Annotated in this window: 15 protein-coding genes and 2 tRNA genes; 7 read left to right on the forward strand and 10 right to left on the reverse strand. The window is 66.7% G+C overall.

All coding sequences use genetic code 11. The features are described 5' to 3' along the window. Positions 1 to 26: 26 nt before the first annotated feature. A complete protein-coding gene (gene leuC, locus QM841_RS30185) occupies positions 27 to 1448 on the reverse strand; it encodes a 3-isopropylmalate dehydratase large subunit (protein WP_280781728.1) in 1422 nt (473 codons plus the stop codon). A gap of 138 nt (positions 1449 to 1586) precedes the next feature. On the opposite strand from leuC, the gene QM841_RS30190 reads away from it, so the two are divergent. The 3 genes from QM841_RS30190 (at position 1587) to QM841_RS30200 (ending at position 3095) form a co-directional block, all read left to right on the forward strand. Continuing rightward, positions 1587 to 2288, forward strand: coding sequence for an IclR family transcriptional regulator (locus QM841_RS30190; protein ID WP_005240398.1), 702 nt, complete (start codon positions 1587 to 1589; stop codon positions 2286 to 2288). A 38-nt stretch (positions 2289 to 2326) separates the two neighbouring features. After that, positions 2327 to 2845, forward strand: coding sequence for a pyridoxamine 5'-phosphate oxidase family protein (locus QM841_RS30195; protein WP_283334818.1), 519 nt, complete (start codon positions 2327 to 2329; stop codon positions 2843 to 2845). Between the two features lie 82 nt (positions 2846 to 2927). After that, positions 2928 to 3095: a DUF5302 domain-containing protein gene (locus QM841_RS30200; RefSeq protein WP_005240394.1), complete on the forward strand. Its 168-nt coding sequence runs from the start codon at positions 2928 to 2930 to the stop codon at positions 3093 to 3095. A gap of 61 nt (positions 3096 to 3156) precedes the next feature. On the opposite strand, the gene QM841_RS30205 is transcribed toward QM841_RS30200, so the two are convergent. The 4 genes from QM841_RS30205 to QM841_RS30220 all read right to left on the reverse strand — a co-directional run bounded on the left by QM841_RS30205 (position 3157) and on the right by QM841_RS30220 (position 5842). After that, positions 3157 to 3229 (reverse strand) — tRNA-Glu (locus tag QM841_RS30205). Between the two features lie 76 nt (positions 3230 to 3305). Beyond that, positions 3306 to 3377: transfer RNA gene (locus tag QM841_RS30210), tRNA-Gln, on the reverse strand. Positions 3378 to 3519: 142 nt separating this feature from the next. Continuing rightward, positions 3520 to 4995: a glutamate--tRNA ligase gene (gene gltX / locus QM841_RS30215; protein ID WP_283334819.1), complete on the reverse strand. Its 1476-nt coding sequence runs from the start codon at positions 4993 to 4995 to the stop codon at positions 3520 to 3522. 73 nt (positions 4996 to 5068) lie between these two features. Continuing rightward, positions 5069 to 5842: a fumarylacetoacetate hydrolase family protein gene (locus tag QM841_RS30220; protein WP_280781725.1), complete on the reverse strand. Its 774-nt coding sequence runs from the start codon at positions 5840 to 5842 to the stop codon at positions 5069 to 5071. A 115-nt stretch (positions 5843 to 5957) separates the two neighbouring features. On the opposite strand from QM841_RS30220, the gene QM841_RS30225 reads away from it, so the two are divergent. Beyond that, positions 5958 to 7202: an MFS transporter gene (locus QM841_RS30225; protein ID WP_283334820.1), complete on the forward strand. Its 1245-nt coding sequence runs from the start codon at positions 5958 to 5960 to the stop codon at positions 7200 to 7202. Here QM841_RS30225 and QM841_RS30230 read toward each other — a convergent pair. The 5 genes from QM841_RS30230 to QM841_RS30250 form a co-directional block, all read right to left on the reverse strand. After that, positions 7199 to 8209: a 3-isopropylmalate dehydrogenase gene (locus QM841_RS30230; protein WP_005573989.1), complete on the reverse strand. Its 1011-nt coding sequence runs from the start codon at positions 8207 to 8209 to the stop codon at positions 7199 to 7201. The two genes, QM841_RS30225 and QM841_RS30230, sit on opposite strands and share 4 nt — an antisense overlap. Before the next feature lie 71 nt (positions 8210 to 8280). Further along, positions 8281 to 9876: a phosphoglycerate dehydrogenase gene (gene serA, locus QM841_RS30235; protein WP_005240386.1), complete on the reverse strand. Its 1596-nt coding sequence runs from the start codon at positions 9874 to 9876 to the stop codon at positions 8281 to 8283. 224 nt (positions 9877 to 10100) lie between these two features. Beyond that, positions 10101 to 11102, reverse strand: a complete 1002-nt coding sequence (ilvC, locus tag QM841_RS30240) for a ketol-acid reductoisomerase (RefSeq protein ID WP_061700158.1) — start codon at positions 11100 to 11102, stop codon at positions 10101 to 10103. Positions 11103 to 11151: 49 nt separating this feature from the next. Beyond that, positions 11152 to 11655, reverse strand: a complete 504-nt coding sequence (ilvN, locus tag QM841_RS30245; RefSeq protein ID WP_105413058.1) for an acetolactate synthase small subunit — start codon at positions 11653 to 11655, stop codon at positions 11152 to 11154. Next, positions 11652 to 13598, reverse strand: a complete 1947-nt coding sequence (locus QM841_RS30250; RefSeq protein ID WP_283334821.1) for an acetolactate synthase large subunit — start codon at positions 13596 to 13598, stop codon at positions 11652 to 11654. Before QM841_RS30250 ends, ilvN begins: the two co-directional genes overlap by 4 nt. Before the next feature lie 267 nt (positions 13599 to 13865). On the opposite strand from QM841_RS30250, the gene QM841_RS30255 reads away from it, so the two are divergent. The 3 genes from QM841_RS30255 (at position 13866) to QM841_RS30265 (ending at position 18119) form a co-directional block, all read left to right on the forward strand. Beyond that, the gene (locus tag QM841_RS30255) at positions 13866 to 14363 is read left to right on the forward strand and encodes a PH domain-containing protein (RefSeq protein ID WP_280781777.1); all 498 of its coding nucleotides are present in this window, start codon (positions 13866 to 13868) and stop codon (positions 14361 to 14363) included. Between the two features lie 52 nt (positions 14364 to 14415). Next, positions 14416 to 16260 (forward strand): dihydroxy-acid dehydratase, encoded by a 1845-nt coding sequence (gene ilvD, locus QM841_RS30260; RefSeq protein WP_283334822.1) that lies wholly within the window; start codon positions 14416 to 14418, stop codon positions 16258 to 16260. A gap of 323 nt (positions 16261 to 16583) precedes the next feature. Further along, positions 16584 to 18119 carry an amino acid permease gene (locus QM841_RS30265; RefSeq protein WP_005240375.1) on the forward strand — a complete coding sequence of 512 codons (1536 nt, stop codon included), beginning with the start codon at positions 16584 to 16586 and terminating at the stop codon, positions 18117 to 18119. The last annotated feature ends 19 nt before the right edge of the window (positions 18120 to 18138 follow it).

The raw sequence follows: 18138 nt of genomic DNA on the forward strand, positions 1-18138 counted from the left end.
CGAAAATCTCCTAAATTCCTTGGGTCCTAGGCCAGATCTGTCGGCGCGGACAGTGTTCCCCGGACCGCGGTCGCGGCGGCGACCAGCGGCGAAACCAGGTGAGTCCGGCCGCCCTTGCCTTGACGGCCTTCGAAATTGCGGTTGGACGTGGAGGCCGAACGCTCGCCGGGCGCGAGCTGATCCGGGTTCATCCCGAGGCACATCGAACACCCCGCCTGCCGCCATTCGGCGCCAGCGGCGGTGAAGATCTCGCCGAGACCCTCCTTTTCGGCCTGCGCGCGAACACGCATCGAGCCCGGCACGATCAGCATCCGGACCCCGTCGGCGACGTGGCGGCCACGCAACACATCGGCCACGGCGCGCAGATCCTCGATCCGGCCGTTGGTGCACGAACCCACGAAAACTGTGTCGATCGCCACCTCACGCAACGGAGTTCCGGCTTCGAGACCCATGTAGGTCAACGCCTTCTCCGCGGCGTGACGCGCGCTCTCGTCCACGATGTCGGCAGGATTCGGCACGGCCTCGCCGAGCGGCAGTCCCTGCCCCGGGTTGGTGCCCCAGGTCACGAACGGCGTCAGGGAACTCGCGTCGATGTGGACCTCGTTGTCGAAAACCGCACCCTCGTCGGTCTTCAACTGCTCCCAGGCCTCGACCGCGGCGTCCCAGTCGGCGCCCTTCGGCGCATGGGGACGTCCCTTGATGAATTCGTAGGTGATCTCGTCGGGGGCGATCATGCCTGCCCGCGCACCCGCCTCGATGGACATGTTGCAGACGGTCATCCGCGCTTCCATCGACATCTTCCGGATCGCTTCGCCGCGGTACTCCAGGACGTAGCCCTGGCCGCCGCCCGTTCCGATCTTCGCGATGACGGCCAAAATGAGATCTTTACTCGTCACGCCGTCGGGCAATTCGCCGTCCACGGTGATCGCCATCGTCCGGAAAGGACGCAACGACAACGTCTGCGTCGCCATGACGTGTTCGACCTCACTGGTGCCGATACCCATCGCGAGCGCGCCGAAGGCGCCGTGGGTGGACGTGTGGCTGTCACCGCACACCACGGTCATGCCGGGCTGGGTGAGGCCCAGCTGCGGGCCGACCACGTGGACGATGCCCTGGTCGATGTTTCCCATCGGGTGCAGCCGGACACCGAATTCCTCACAGTTGCGCCGCAGCGTGTCCACCTGAGTCTTGGAGACGGGGTCTGCGATCGGCTTGTCGATGTCGACGGTGGGGACGTTGTGGTCCTCGGTGGCGATCGTCAGGTCGGGTCGGCGCAGTGGGCGCCCCGCCAGCCGGAGTCCGTCGAATGCCTGCGGACTCGTCACTTCGTGAACGAGATGCAGGTCGATGTAGATGAGGTCGGGGTTGTCTCCCTCACCCCGGACCACGACGTGGTCTTCCCACACCTTCTCTGCCAGGGTGCGTGCTTTCTCCGCCATCTTCTCCACCTCTGTGTGTCTTCTCGCACCGCGGGCTTCGGGCCGGTCCGCCGTGCGCTTGATGTCGTTACCCTCTTCCCGGACACGCACTCGACGTGAGACGAAGGTGCGCTATGATCCCAGTATGCGAGAAAGTGGTATCGACCTATGAGACAGCATAGCGGCATCGGAGTCCTTGACAAAGCGGTGGGCGTGCTGCATGCCGTGGCCGAGAAGCCCTGCAGCCTCACTGAACTGTGCTCGCGCACCGGACTCCCCCGCGCCACCGCCCACCGGCTGGCCGTCGGGCTCGAGGTCCACCGCCTCCTGACCCGCGACTCCGACGGGCTGTGGTGCCCCGGTCCCGGCCTCGCCGAACTCGCTGCAACGGCTAACGATCCACTCGTTTCGGCGGCGGCCCTCGTCCTTCCGCGGCTGCGCGAGATCACCGGGGAGAGCGTGCAGCTGTACCGCAGGGAAGGCACTCAGCGCATCTGCGTGGCGGCGATGGAGCCGCCCACAGGTCTCCGCGACACCGTTCTCGTCGGGGCACGACTGCCGATGAGCGCCGGCTCGGGCGCCAAGGTCCTTCTCGCCTGGGCCGACCCACAGACCCAGCGCGCGATTCTTCCCGACGCGGCGTTCGGCGAACGCGTGCTGCTCGAGGTCCGCAGGCGCGGCTGGGCACAGAGCGCCGCCGAGCGGGAACCCGGTGTCGCCAGTGTCGCCGCACCCGTGCGGGATGCCGGCGGCGCTGTCATCGCAGCAATTTCGGTGTCCGGCCCCATCGACAGGATGGGCAGGCGTCCCGGCGCCCGCTGGGCGGCCGACCTTCTCGCCGCCGCCGAGGCGTTGCACAAGAGGCTCTGATCGACCACGACCGACGTTCACCGCGACAGGAGAAGCCGATGGGGAAGAACCAACGATCGCAGATCACGATGACGGATCCGGAGATCGCCGAATTCGTGGATCGGAGCCGGATCGCCACGCTCGCAACGGTGGCAGCGGACGGCCGAGCCCACCTCGTCGCCATGTGGTACGCCGTGATCGACGGCGAGATCTGGTTCGAGACGAAGTCGAAATCGCAGAAGGCGGTCAACCTGCGCCGTGACGACCGCGTCACCGTCCTGATCGAGGACGGCCAGACGTACGACACCCTGCGCGGAATCTCCATCGAGGGCCGGGCGGAGATCGTGGAGGACCCGGACGCGATGTTCGCGGTCGGCGTCAGCGTGTGGGAACGGTACACCGGGCCCTACACCGACGATCTGCGTCCCGCTATCGATCAGCTGCTGCACAAGCGGGTTGTCGTGCGGATCGTTCCCGAGCGCATCAGAAGCTGGGATCATGCCAAGCTCGGCTTGCCCGCGATGCCGGCGGGCGGGACCACGGCCGCGTACCTGGAGACGGCCGACCGCCGCGCCTGACGCCGCGCAGAAAAAACGGGAGCATTCTCGGTGCCCTCGGCGTAGCTTCACAGAGTGAACCGACTACCCGAGGGAGTTCACGATGACCGACGCCAGTAACGAGGACACGAAAAAGAAATTCCGCGAAGCACTCGAGCGGAAGAATCATCAGGCCGGACTGTCCACCGATCACAAGGACGGACATTCCAAGGCGCACGAGGCCCATGGGCCCGCCGACCACAAACGCGAATTCCGCCGCAAGACGGGATAGACGACACATCGTCCGGATAAAAAGAAACACCCTCCAATTTCTTGGAGGGTGTTTCAATTTGTAGCCCCGACGGGATTCGAACCCGCGCTACCGCCTTGAGAGGGCGGCGTCCTAGGCCGCTAGACGACGGGGCCAGGAACTTTGTCTTGCTTTGGAAGCTCAGCAAGCATAGCTTCCAGAAGTTCGGAGTCAAAATCGGCCGAACTTCCGCTGGGGTACCAGGACTCGAACCTAGAATGGCGGTACCAGAAACCGCTGTGTTGCCAATTACACCATACCCCAATGGCCGTTCTCGAACCGCTGAGCTTCTGGGCTCTGCGGCCCGCCTCGGGCCGAAGAAGAGATTACCAGCCTACTGCCGGGATTTACCAAATCGTATGGTCAGAGGCTGTTTTTGCACCCTTTTCGGCCCGAGAGCGGCGTTCTAGCCGGCGATGCCGGCCCGCGCAGAGCGCAGCCGGGACAGCGAGACGTCGCGTCCGAGCAGTTCCATCGATTCGTAGAGCGGCGGGCTGATGTGCGAGCCCGTGACGGCCACCCGCACCGGAGCGAACGCCTTACGTGGCTTGAGGCCCAATTCGTCCACGAGAGCGGTCTTGAGGGCCTCTTCCAGTGAGGCCGCATCCCATGCCTCGACTGCGTCCAGCGACGCGAGGGCGGCGTCGAGAACCGGTGCGGAGTCGGCGCCCAGGTTCTTGGCAGCGGCGGCTGGGTCGATCGCGAAGTCGGCCTCGTCGACGAACAGGAACTTCAGCAGTTCCCAGGCGTCGGACAGGACCACGATGCGCGTCTGGACCAGTTCGGCAGCGGTCGCGAAGACGGACTCGTCCACGGTCTCCCCGAGATGGCCGTGGAGCGTCAGGAACGCGCGCAGGCGCGCGGCGAAATCAGCGGGCTCGAGGAGCCGGATGTGCTCGGCGTTGATCGCGTCGGCCTTTTTCTGGTCGAACCGGGCCGGATTGGAATTGACCTTGGAGATATCGAAGGCGGCGACCATCTCGTCCAGCGAGAACACGTCGTGGTCGTCGGAAATACCCCAGCCCAGCAGCGCCAGGTAATTCAACAGTCCCTCGGGGACGAAACCGCGATCGCGATGGATGAAGAGATTCGACTCGGGGTCGCGCTTGGACAGTTTCTTGTTGCCCTGTCCCATGACGAACGGCAGATGCCCGAACTTCGGAGTGAACTCGGCCACGCCGATCCGCTGCATCGCCTCGTAGAGGGCGAGCTGCCGCGGCGTCGACGACAACAGGTCCTCGCCGCGCAGGACGTGTGTGATCTTCATCAACGCGTCGTCGACGGGGTTGACCAACGTGTACAGCGGAATCCCGTTGCCGCGGGTGAGGGCGAAGTCGGGAACGGTTCCGGCCTTGAACGTCGTCTCGCCGCGCACGAGGTCGTCCCACGTCAGGTCGTGGTCCGGCATCCGGAGGCGGACCACGGGTTTGCGGCCCTCGTCGAGGAACGCCTGCCGCTGCTCCGGTGTCAGATCACGATCGAAGTTGTCGTAGCCGAGCTTGGGATCGCGGCCGGCCGCCTTGTGCCGCTCCTCGACCTCCTCGGGTGTCGAGAACGACTCGTACGCCTCGCCCGCCGCGAGCAGCTTCGCGACGACGTCCAGATGCAGGTCCCGTCGCTGGGACTGACGGTAGGGCTCGTACGGTCCCCCGACCTCCGGGCCCTCGTCCCAGTTCAATCCGAGCCAGCGCAGCGCGTCCAGGATCGCCTGGTACGACTCCTCGCTGTCACGGGCAGCATCGGTGTCCTCGATGCGGAACACGAACGACCCACCGTTATGACGGGCGAACGCCCAGTTGAACAGGGCGGTTCGGACGAGCCCCACATGCGGGGTTCCGGTGGGCGACGGGCAGAAACGGACGCGAACTTCGCTTGTGGTCATGGCTCACTTGGGTCGACGCTGGGAAAACGGACTCCTACAGGCTAGTCCGCTCCCGATGTCGACACGAGAGCCGTCAGCGCTTGGCGGTCACCGGGTTGGTGAGGGTGCCGATGCCACCGATGGTCACGCTCACACTCTGGCCGTCCACGATCGGCCCGACGCCTTCCGGGGTGCCTGTGAGGATGACGTCGCCCGGGAGCAGCGTCATGACGGCCGACACCCATTCGATGATCTTCGGAATGTCGTGCAGCAGAAGCGAAGTGTTGCTCCGCTGCTTCACCACTCCGTCCACCTCGGTGGTGATGTCGACGTCGGAGGCGTCGAGCCGGGTCTCGATCCACGGCCCGAGTGGGCAGAACGTGTCGTGGCCCTTCGCTCTCGTCCACTGCCCGTCGTGGCGCTGGTGGTCGCGGGCCGTCACGTCGTTGGCGGCCGTGTACCCGAGCACCACGTCGAGAGCCTTGGCAGCGGGCACGTCCTTGCAGGGGCGTCCGATGACGACCGCGAGTTCTCCTTCGTAATGAACTTCATTGGAGGACTTCGGCAGGACGATTGCGGCGTCGGGGCCCACGATCGAGGTGTTGGGCTTGAGGAAGATCACAGGATCGGCCGGCGCCTCTCCTCCCATTTCGGCGGCGTGGGCGGCGTAGTTCTTTCCGATCGCGACGACCTTGCTGGCGAGGATCGGTGCCAGCAGTCGCACGTCGGCGAGCGGCCAGCTCCGGCCGGTGAAAGTGGGGGTGCCGAACGGGTGCTCGGCGATCTCCTTCGCGATCCGGGACTCCTCGTCCCCCTCGATACTGACGAACGCAACACCATCGGGACTTGCCACTCGACCAAGACGCATGACGCCGAGTCTATCGGCCCGGGTGCACCGCCGTGCCGGGACGCCGTGGGACGGGAGGTATAGACTCCGCATGTTCCCCAATATATGAGACTTCAATCCTAGATATTGAGATGACATGACAGCATCGCTCGACACGCCGTCCGCCGTCGGACCTGCCCGCAGATGGTGGATGCTCACCCTCGGGATGTTCGCCCAGGCCGCACAGGCGGTCTTCGTCAACGGCGTCGCCTTCCTGATCCCCGAACTCCAGGAGAATCACGGGCTCAGCCTCGCCCGTACCGGACTCCTCGTCGCCGCACCCACACTCGGAGTCATGCTGACGCTGATCGCGTGGGGCGCCCTCGCCGATCGCTACGGCGAACGCCGAGTGCTGGCCGCCGGGATGGCGGCCACGGCGGCCGCGGGAATCGGCGCGGCCCTGTCCGGATCACTCACGGCCACCGCGGCCTTCCTGCTGCTCGGCGGCATGGCGGCCGCCTCGGCGAATGCCGCGAGCGGACGCGTCGTCGTCGGATGGTTCCCGCCCGAGCGCCGCGGACTGGCGATGGGTATCCGGCAGATGTCGCTGCCGCTCGGCATTGCCTGCGCTGCGCTGACGCTGCCCTCGGTCGCACACGACCACGGCATCGGATGGGCGCTCGCGCTGCCCGCCATCCTGTGCGCGACCGCCGCGCTGGCCTGTGCACTCTGGGTTGTCGATCCGCCCAGGCCGAGCCGAAGCGCCGCGGCAAATCTCGGCATGCTCGCGAATCCGTACCGCGACAGCGGAACTCTGTGGCGCATCCACGCCGTCTCGGTGCTGCTCGTCGTGCCCCAGTACACGGTGTGGACGTACGCGCTCGTGTGGCTGATCTCCGAAAGGCATTGGGAAGCAACGGCGGCAGGCCTGATCGTGACAGTCGCCCAGATCCTCGGCGCGTTCGGCCGGATGGGGGTCGGTTTCTGGTCCGACGTGGTGGGCAGTCGTATGCGTCCGCTTCGCTGGGTCGCCGTCGCCGGCGGAGTGTCCATGGCGGCGCTCGCCGTGACGGATGCAATGGATACGCCGGTGGCGATCGTGGCGCTGCTCGCGGCGTCCGTCGCGACGGTGGCACCGAACGGCCTCGCCTTCACCGCGGTCGCCGAGATCGCGGGCCCGTTCTGGGGCGGACGCGCGCTCGGTGTCCAGAACACCGGTCAGTTCGTCGCGGCCTCGCTCGTTCCCCCGGTGTTCGGCGCACTGATCGGAATCGTCGGCTTCCCGGTGACTTTCGCCATAGCCGCGGCATTTCCGGCCGCCTCGATACCACTGATCCCCGTGGCCCGGTCCGAAGATCGGGCCACGGGGATCGAGGGAGACAAGATCGAATCGCGGTCCTAGAGGGCGGCAGCGATCCGGTCGCCGACCTCCGACGTGACGACCTTCGAGTCGCCGCGGGACGCTAGATCGGCCTCGACGGCAGCCTCGATGCGCGCGGCATCGCCGTCCCGGCCGACGTGACGCAGCAGCAGCGCCGCGGACAGGATGGCCGCCGTGGGATCCGCGATCCCCTGGCCGGCGATGTCCGGGGCGCTGCCGTGCACCGGCTCGAACATCGACGGGTTCGTCCCCGACGCGTCGATGTTCCCCGACGCCGCCAGTCCGATGCCTCCCGTGACCGCACCCGCGAGGTCGGTGATGATGTCGCCGAACAGGTTGTCCGTGACAATCACGTCGAATCGCGACGGATCGGTGACCATGTAGATGGTGGCCGCGTCGATGTGGCAGTACGCCGTCTCCACGTCCGGGTATTCGGCCGACACCGTCTCCACGGCACGCGTCCAGATCGCACCGGCGTTGGAGAGGACGTTCGTCTTGTGGATCAGGGTGACGTGCTTACGCCGGGTCTGCGCGAGCGCGAACGCGTACCGCACCACCCGCTCGGCACCGAACCACGTGTTGATCGACACCTCGGTCGCGATCTCGTGCGGGGTGCCGACGCGGATCGCGCCACCGTTGCCGGTGTACGGACCCTCGGTGCCCTCGCGCACGACCACGAAGTCGATATCCGGCTGCGCCGCGAGCGGCGACTTCGATCCCGGATACAGCTGGGACGGACGCAGATTCACGTGATGATCCAACGCGAATCGCATGTTCAGCAGCAGCCCCCGCTCGAGCACACCCGGCGTCACCGACGGGTCGCCGATGGCGCCCAGCAGAATCGCGTCGTGCTCGCGGATCGCCGCGAGATCGGCATCCGGGAGCAGTTCCCCGGTGGCGTTGTATCGACGGGCACCGAGGTCGTACTCGGTGGTCTCGAGATCGGGTACGAGCTTCCGCAGCACCTTCAGTGCCTCGGCCGTGACCTCGACACCGATGCCGTCACCCGGAATGACCGCAAGCTTCATGAACGCCTCACTTCACATAGAGCTGTGCGCGTGCCACGACAACAGGGGTCGTGACACGCGCACAGTGGGGATTAGGCCAGGTTGACGAGCTCGATCTTGGTGGCGCCGACGGCGGTCGAGATCGCGTCCCGCACCTCGCTCGGCACCTCCCGGTCGACGCGGAGGAGGATGGTCGCACCCTCGCCCTCGGCGTCCTGGCTGAGCTGCGCAGCCTGGATGTCGATGCCGGCGTTGCCGAGCTGCGTGCCGATCTTGCCCAGCGCGCCGGGCTGATCGGTGTAGTTCACCACCAGGTTGAGACCCTCGGCGCGCAGTTCGAAGTTGCGGCCGTTGATGTTGACGATCTTCTCGACCTGCTGCGGGCCGGTCAGCGTGCCCGAGACGTTGATGACGCTGCCGTCGCCGAACACGGCGCGCAGGTCCACCACGCTGCGGTGGTTGGGGCTTTCGGCGGCCTTGGTGACCTCGGCCGTGACGCCGCGCTCTTCCGCGAGTGCAGGAGCGTTGACGAACGTGACCGCGTCCTCGATGACGGCGGAGAACACACCGCGCAGAGCCGAGAGCGCGAGCACCTCGACGTCCTCGGAGGCCAGCTCGCCGCGCACGTCGACGGAGAGGTTGACGGGCAGTTCACCCGACAGGGCCCCGATGAGCACACCCTGCTTGCGGACGATCTCGAGCCACGGGGCAACTTCCTCGCCCACGGCGCCACCCGACACGTTGACCGCGTCGGGAACGAAATCGCCTGCGAGAGCGAGCAGTACGGACTTCGCGACGTCTGTTCCGGCGCGGTCCTGAGCCTCGCTCGTGGAGGCACCGAGGTGCGGCGTCACGACGACCTCGGGCAAGTCGAACAACGGGCTGTCGGTGCAGGGCTCGGTCTCGAACACGTCGAGGCCCGCGGCGCGCACGTGACCCGACTTGATGGCCTCGGCCAGCGCTGCCTCGTCGATCAGACCGCCACGGGCGGCGTTGACGATGACGACGCCCTTCTTGGTCTTCGCCAGGTTCTCCGTGCCGAGCAGTCCCTTGGTCTCGGGAGTCTTGGGGAGGTGCACGGAGATGAGGTCGGCGCGCTCGAGCAACTCGTCGAGGGTGACGAGCTCGATGCCGAGCTGCGCGGCACGGGCGGCCGACACGTAGGGGTCGTACGCGATGACGTGCGTCTCGAACGCGGCGAGACGCTGCGCGAACAGCTGGCCGATGCGGCCGAGGCCGACGACGCCGACGGTCTTGCCGAAGATCTCGACACCGTTGAACTTGCTGCGCTTCCATTCGCGGTCGCGCAGGGTGGCGTCGGCCGCGGGGATCTGGCGCGCGGTGGCGAGCATCAGCGCGACTGCGTGCTCGGCGGCCGTGTGGATGTTGGACGTCGGCGCGTTGACGACCATGACACCACGCTCGGTGGCGGCGGGCACGTCGACGTTGTCGAGACCGACGCCGGCCCGGGCGACGATCTTGAGCTTGGTACCGGCCGCCAGGACCTCGGCGTCCACGGTGGTGGCGGAACGGACGAGGATCGCGTCGGCCTCGGGCACCGCCGCGAGCAGGGCCGGGCGATCAGGTCCGTCGACCCATCGCACCTCCACACCGTCGCCCAATGCCTCGACGGTGGACGGCGCGAGCTTGTCGGCGATCAGAACTACAGGACGGCCTGGCTGGCTCACGTGCAAACTCCCTGAATAGGTGGGTGTGGGGGTGTTTTAACCACACACAGCTTAGTCCGCCCTCACAGGGAAACCGCATCCTGGTCCGCGATACCACATAGTGGACGCCTGCAACAACGGAATCGGACACGAAACAACACCGGCCCAATGTCATATCGGGGGCCTCTGACGAGACCGATGCGACATCGGGCCGGCGGTTCGGTGGAACTGTAAAGCAGTGAAACCTAGGCGGTTTCGGTGATCGGGCGGTCGACCCAGCTCATCAGGTCGCGCAGCTTCTTGCCGGTGACCTCGATGGGGTGCTCGGCGTTGGCCTTGCGCAGGCCCTCGAGCTCGGTGTTGCCGTTCTCGACGTTGGCGACGAGGCGGCGAGTGAACTCACCCGACTGGATGTCGGCCAGGATCGCCTTCATGCGCTCCTTGGTGCCGGCGTCGATGACGCGCGGGCCGGAGAGGTAGCCACCGAACTCCGCGGTGTCGGACACCGAGTAGTTCATGCGGGCGATGCCACCCTCGTACATGAGGTCGACGATGAGCTTGAGCTCGTGCAGCACCTCGAAGTACGCCATCTCGGGCGCGTAGCCGGCCTCGACCATGACCTCGAAACCGGTCTTGACCAGTTCCTCGGTGCCGCCGCAGAGCACGGCCTGCTCGCCGAAGAGGTCCGTCTCGGTCTCTTCCTTGAACGTGGTCTTGATGACGCCGGCGCGGGTGCCGCCGATGCCCTTGGCGTAGGACAGCGCGAGGGCCTGGCCCTCACCCTTCGGGTCCTGGTCGATCGCGATGAGCGCGGGAACACCCTTGCCGTCGACGAACTGACGACGCACCAGGTGGCCGGGGCCCTTGGGGGCGACCATGCCGACGGTGACGAACTCCGGAGCCTTGATCAGGTCGAAGTGGATGTTGAGGCCGTGTCCGAAGAACAGCGCGTCGCCGTCCTTCAGGTTGGGCTCGATGTCGTTCGTGAAGATCGACGCCTGCGCGGTGTCGGGTGCGAGCACCATGATCACGTCGGCCCACTCGGAGACCTCGGCGGGGGTACCGACGGTCAGGCCCTGCTCCTCGGCCTTCGCGCGGGACTTCGAGCCTTCCTTCAGGCCGATACGCACATCGACGCCCGAGTCGCGCAGGCTCAGCGAGTGCGCGTGGCCCTGGCTTCCGTAACCGATCACAGCGACCTTACGGCCCTGGATGATCGACAGATCGGCATCGTCGTCGTAGAACATCTCGACTGCCACAGTTCAACCTCTTTCTTGGATTTGCGTATCTAAAGTACTAGCGAGTGGCCGTGATGGACTTCGGCCCCCGTCCCACGGCCACGACCCCGGACTGCACGATCTCCCGGATACCGTACGGATCGAGCATCCGCAGCAGCGCATCCAGCTTGGATCGCGTTCCAGTCGCCTCGATCGTGACCGACTCCGGGGAGACGTCGATCACCTTGGCGCGGAACAGATTCACCGTCTCGATCACCTGCGTGCGCACGCTGGCGTCGGCTCGCACCTTGATGAGCACCAGCTCGCGGGCGACGGAGGCCTCACCGTCCTGCTCGACGATCTTGATGACGTTGATGAGCTTGTTGAGCTGCTTGGTCACCTGCTCGAGCGGGAACTCGTCGACGGTCACGACGATGGTCATGCGGGAGATCTCGGGGATCTCGGTGCCACCGACGGCGAGCGACTCGATGTTGAACCCACGACGCGAGAACAGCGCGGCCACCCTGGCCAGCACGCCCGGCTTGTCCTCGACGAGAACACTGAGGGTGTGGCTGGTGCTCACTGATCTTCCTCCCCGGCCGCTGCGGCCGTGCCCGAACGCTGCTCGCGCTCCATGGCCTCGTGGATGACGGCAGGCTCGGCGGCCGCCTCGTCGTCGTCGAACAGCGGACGGATGCCCCGCGCCGCCATGATCTCGTCGTTGCTCGTGCCCGCGGCGACCATCGGCCACACCTGGGCGTCGGCGCCGACGATGAAGTCGATCACCACCGGCTTGTCGTTGATGGCCTGCGCCTCGCGAATCGCCGCCTCGACGTCCTCTTCGCGCTCGACGCGAATGCCGTGGCAGCCCAACGCCTCCGCCAGCTTGACGAAGTCGGGGATGCGGATCGCGCCGTGCGTGCCGAGGTTGGTGTTGGAGTAGCGCTCGTCGTAGAACAGCGTCTGCCACTGGCGCACCATGCCGAGGTTGCCGTTGTTGATGAGCGCAACCTTGATCGGGATGCCCTCGAGCGCGCAGGTGGCGAGTTCCTGATTGGTCATCTGGAAGCAGCCGTCACCGTCGATGGCCCACACCTCGGTGTCGGGCATGCCCATCTTGGCGCCCATCGCGGCGGGGACGGCGTAGCCCATCGTGCCGAGACCGCCGGAGTTCAGCCAGGTGCGCGGCTTCTCGTAGTTGACGAACTGCGCGGCCCACATCTGGTGCTGTCCGACGCCGGCACAGTAGATCGCGTCGGGACCGGCGAGCTTGCCGACCGCCTGGATCACGTACTCCGGGGACAGCGCGCCGTCGGTGGGACGGTCGTAGCTGAGCGGGTACGTGCGACGGATTCCGTCGAGGTACGCCCACCACTCGGTGAGATCCAGTGTGGTTCCGGTGGCCAGGTCGGCCTTGATCGCCTCGATCAGTTCGACGATGACCTCTTTGCAGTCGCCGACGATCGGGACGTCCGCGTACCGGTTCTTGCCGATCTCCGCCGGGTCGATGTCGGCGTGGATGACCTTGGCGTCGGGGGCGAACGAATCGAGCTGACCGGTGACGCGGTCGTCGAAGCGCGCGCCGAGCGTGATCAGCAGGTCGCTGCGCTGCAGTGCCGCCACCGCCGCGACGGTGCCGTGCATGCCGGGCATGCCGCAGTTCAGCGTGTGGCTGTCCGGGAACGCGCCACGCGCCATGAGGGTGGTGACAACCGGAATGCCGGTGAGCTCGGCCAGTTCGAGCAGTTCCGGAGACGATTCCGACTTGATGACGCCGCCACCGACGTACAGCACCGGGTGCTTCGCGTCGGCGATCAGGCGGGCCGCCTCGCGGACCTGCTTGCCGTGCGGCTTGGTGACGGGACGGTACCCGGGCAGCCGCATCTCCGGCGGCCACGAGAACGTGGTCTGCGCCTGGAGGACGTCCTTCGGGATGTCGACGAGCACCGCGCCGGGACGACCGCTGGAGGCGAGGTAGAAGGCCTCCGCGATGATCCGGGGGATGTCGACGCCGTCGGTGATGAGGAAGTTGTGCTTGGTGATCGGCATCGTGATGCCGGAGATGTCGGCTTCCTGGAACGCGTCCGTGCCGATGAGACTCCGACCGACCTGACCGGTGATGGCCACGACCGGAACGGAGTCCATCTGCGCGTCGGCGAGCGGCGTCACGAGGTTGGTCGCACCGGGACCGGACGTCGCCATACAGACACCGACCTTGCCGGTCGCCTGGGCGTACCCGGTCGCGGCGTGGCCTGCCCCCTGCTCGTGACGAACGAGCACGTGCCGGACCTTCTTCGAGTCGAAGAGCGGGTCGTAGACAGGCAGAACGGCACCACCCGGAATGCCGAATACCGTGTCGACCTCGAGCTCCTCGAGGGCTCGGACCACGGACTGGGCGCCGCTGACCCGCTCGGGGGCGAGTTGGCGGCGGCTACCGGTCTGAGTCGCGGCGGCCGCGGCGGTCGTCGGGCTTGCTGCCCCCGACTTGCGCGGCGTGGGTTGAGGCCGTGCGGTTGGTGCGCTCACTGGGAAATCCTCTGATTCTGGCTCCGGGCAACAAAAAACCCCCGTCAGCTGATGCTGTACGAGGGTGGCGCGTCGTTATCTGGCGAGTTGAAGGAATCGACTCAGGCGACGACGCGCCGGCCGATTACGAGCAACTCATTCTGTTTCACGCGCTCGACGGTAGGCGCGCTAATAGTGAACAGTCAACTTGGTGAGTCGGCCGTCCCAGAATATGAGATACATCGGCTGCGGTGCGAAGATGTAGAGGTGTCAACTCCGCAGCAGCCCGTGCCACCAGAATCATCATCCCACACGACGAACCCGCCCAAGCAGGTCATCCGGATTTCTCCCCTGGCCTATCTGGGATGCGCCTTCCTCCTGTTCGCCGTGTCGTTCCCCATCTTCGGCTGGCCCGCCGCCTTCGGTTGGCTCGTGATCGCCCCGATCGTCGCGGTGGCCTGGGTCGCGCGGGTGCGCACCACCGTCACGCCCGACGGACTCGAAGTGCGCCGGCTGTTCGGCGGCCGGTCGCTGGGGTGGTCCGAGATCACGGGATTCCGCTTCCCCAAGCGCGGCTGGGCCCGGGCGACCCTGACCGACGGGGGCGAGGTGACCCTTCCCGTCGTCACGTTCGACCGGCTTCCCGATATCGCCGAGGCGAGCGGCGGCCGCATCACCGACCCCTACGCGGCAGCCGCCGCGGCGGACGAAGCAGCCCACCACGCCGACGCGGAATCGAACGGCGAGCAGCCGGTGAAGAACCGGCCGGACACAGACGGGGAATAGTGCGCGAGTAGCGTTTGTCAGTACTTCCGTACGCTGACTAAGGAATACGCTCATGCCCCCGCTGAGGTCCCGAACCACCACCGCAGGACGAAATGCCGCAGGCGCCCGCGCACTGTGGCGCGCCACCGGAATGACCGACTCCGACTTCGGGAAGCCGATCGTCGCGATCGCGAACTCGTACACGCAGTTCGTTCCCGGGCACGTCCACCTGAAGAACGTCGGCGACATCGTCGCCGACGCCGTCCGCGCCGCCGGTGGTGTACCTCGCGAGTTCCACACGATCGCCGTCGACGACGGCATCGCGATGGGACACGGCGGCATGCTGTATTCCCTTCCCAGCCGCGAGATCATCGCCGACTCCGTCGAGTACATGGTCAACGCGCACACCGCCGACGCGCTCGTCTGCATCTCCAACTGCGACAAGATCACTCCCGGAATGCTCAATGCCGCACTGCGTTTGAACGTCCCGACCGTGTTCGTGTCGGGCGGTCCGATGGAGGCCGGCAAGGCGGTGGTGGTGAACGGTGTCGCCCAGGCACCGACCGACCTCATCACGGCGATCTCGGCGAGCGCCAACGACGAAGTCGACGACGAAGGACTGTCCGAGGTCGAGCGCAGCGCCTGCCCGACGTGCGGGTCGTGCTCGGGCATGTTCACCGCGAACTCGATGAACTGCCTCACCGAGGCGCTCGGTCTGGCGTTGCCGGGCAACGGTTCCACGCTGGCCACCCACGAGGCCCGTCGCGCGCTGTTCACCCGCGCGGGCACCACCGTCGTCGAAGCCGCCCTGCGGTACTACCGGGACGAGGACGACTCCGTCCTCCCCCGCAACATCGCGACGCCCGCCGCATTCCGCAACGCGATGGCACTGGACGTCGCAATGGGCGGTTCCACCAACACGGTCCTGCACACCCTCGCGGCCGCGCAGGAGGGTGAGGTCTACGACTTCGACCTCGACAAGATCGACGAGATCAGCCGCAAGGTGCCGTGCCTGTCGAAGGTCTCCCCCAACTCGGACTACCACATGGAGGACGTGCACCGAGCGGGCGGAATCCCCGCCATCCTCGGCGAACTCCGCCGGGCCGGCCTGCTCGAGAGCGACGTGTCGACGGTGCACACCGAGAGCTTCGACGAGTGGCTCGACACGTGGGACATCCGGTCCGGCAAGGCATCCGACGAGGCCGTCGAACTCTTCCACGCCGCACCGGGCGGTGTCCGCACCACCGAACCGTTCTCGACGAACAACCGCTGGTCGTCGCTCGACACGGACGCCGCCAACGGCTGCATCCGCGACTTCGAGCACAAGCACACGGTCGAGGGCGGCCTGGCAGTGCTGCGCGGCAACATCGCCGTCGACGGCGCCGTCATCAAGACGGCGGGCATCGACGAAGACCTGTTCCACTTCCAGGGGCCCGCGCGCGTCGTGGAGTCGCAGGAAGAGGCGGTGTCGGTGATCCTCGGCAAGAAGATCCAGCCCGGTGAGGTCCTCGTCGTGCGTTACGAGGGTCCCGCAGGCGGCCCGGGCATGCAGGAGATGCTGCACCCCACCGCATTCCTCAAGGGCTCCGGCCTCGGGAAGAAGTGTGCGCTGATCACCGACGGCCGATTCTCCGGCGGTTCCTCGGGACTGTCCATCGGCCACATCTCCCCCGAGGCCGCCAGCGGCGGCGCCATCGGCCTGGTGGAGGACGGCGACCAGATCCTCATCGACATCGCGACCCGCACGCTGAAACTCCTCGTCGACGACGCGGTGCTCGCCGAGCGCCGGGCGAAGATGGAGTCGTCCGAGCGTCCGTGGCAGCCGGTGAACCGCGAACGCACCGTCACCACCGCCCTGCGGGCGTACGCCGCGCTGGCCACGTCCGCCGACAAGGGCGCGGTCCGTCAGGTCCCCTGACACACCCGCACCGCGCACCGAACGGACACGAAGCCGGGTGCCGCAGCAGGAGCTTCCTGCCGCGGCACCCGGCTTCCGTCGTCGGTGCGACGACGGATTCCGTCTCGGATGTGACCGCGCTCACGGGTGATCAACTCGCTCAGACGGCGACACCCGAGAACAGGTTCTACTGATCGAATTGATCAGTTGAGCCCGGGCTTCTTGCACACGGCGCTCAGTAGTGGTTCCCTCAGTTGGCCGTTGAGACCTACATCACAATCGGCAGCACCACCGGAACATCTCCGGCCCACGAGGCCATCGGGAATACAACCAAGGAGCGACACATGCCAGGAGTCGGCATTTGGCGAACGAAATCCGTTGAGCAATCGATAGCGGACACCGACGAACCCGACACCCGGCTGCGGAGGGAACTCACCGCGAAGGACCTCACCGTCTTCGGTGTCGCCGTCGTGATCGGCGCCGGCATCTTCACGCTCACCGCCCGGACTGCAGGCAACGTCGCCGGGCCGTCCATCTCGCTCGCCTTCGTCCTCGCCGCCATCGCGTGCGGCCTGGCCGCCCTCTGCTACGCCGAATTCGCATCCACCGTCCCCGTCGCGGGCAGTGCGTACACGTTCTCCTACGCCACCTTCGGCGAGTTCGTCGCCTGGATCATCGGCTGGGACCTCATCCTCGAATTCGCCCTCGCGGCGGCCGTCGTCTCCAAGGGCTGGTCGCTGTATCTGGGTAACGTCCTCGGGTTCAGCGGATCCACCACAGCCCATCTCGGTCCCATCGACTTCGACTGGGGCTCGCTGATCATCGTCGGCGGCATCACGATCGTGCTCGCCATCGGGACCAAGGTGTCCTCGCGCGTGTCCGCCGTCATCACGGCCATCAAGATCGCCGTCGTCCTCCTCGTCATCGCCGTCGGCGTCTTCTACATCAAGAAGGAGAACTACGCCCCGTACATTCCGCCCGCCGAGAGCAACGAGAGCGCCGCGCAGGGTGTGCACCAGACCCTCTTCTCCTTCCTCTCCGGAGCGGACGGCAGCAGCTACGGCTGGTACGGCCTCCTCGCCGCCGCGAGCCTCGTCTTCTTCGCCTTCATCGGATTCGACGTCGTCGCCACCACCGCCGAAGAGACCAAGAACCCGCAGAAGGCGCTCCCCCGCGGTATTCTCGGCTCGCTCGCCATCGTCACCGTGCTCTACGTCGCCGTCACCCTCGTGCTCACCGGCATGGTGAAGTACACCGACCTCAAGACCGGTAGCCCGCTCGTCGGCGACAGCAGCGCCACCCTCGCGACCGCCTTCGAGGCACACGGCATCACCTGGGCCCAGACCGCGATCAACTTCGGCGGGCTCGCGGGCCTCACCACCGTCGTGATGGTGATGATGCTCGGCCAGACCCGCGTCCTGTTCGCCATGTCCCGCGACGGACTCGTGCCCCGCGGTCTCGCCAAGACCGGCAAGAACGGCAGCCCGGTCCGCATCACCCTGTTCGTCGGCGCCGTGGTCGCGCTCCTCGCCGCCTTCTTCCCGATGGGCACGCTCGAGGAGATGGTGAACATCGGCACCCTCTTCGCGTTCGTCCTCGTCTGCATCGGCGTCATCATCCTCCGCCGTACGCGTCCCGACCTGCCCCGCGGATTCCGCGTTCCGCTGGTCCCGCTCGTCCCCATCCTCGCCGTCCTGGCCTGCGGATGGCTGATGCTGAACCTGTCGGTCGAGACCTGGATCCGGTTCCTCGTCTGGATGGCCCTCGGCGTCGTCGTCTACCTCGCCTACGGCCGGCGCAAGTCGGTCCTCGGACAGAAGCTCGCCGCCCAGGCCGGCCCGCCCGAGGAGGAGAACATCCCGGAACTCGTCCAACGCTGATCTCGAACGAAAACGACTG

This window comes from Rhodococcus sp. IEGM 1307 (genome assembly GCF_030056915.1).
GTDB lineage: Bacteria > Actinomycetota > Actinomycetes > Mycobacteriales > Mycobacteriaceae > Rhodococcus_F > Rhodococcus_F opacus_D.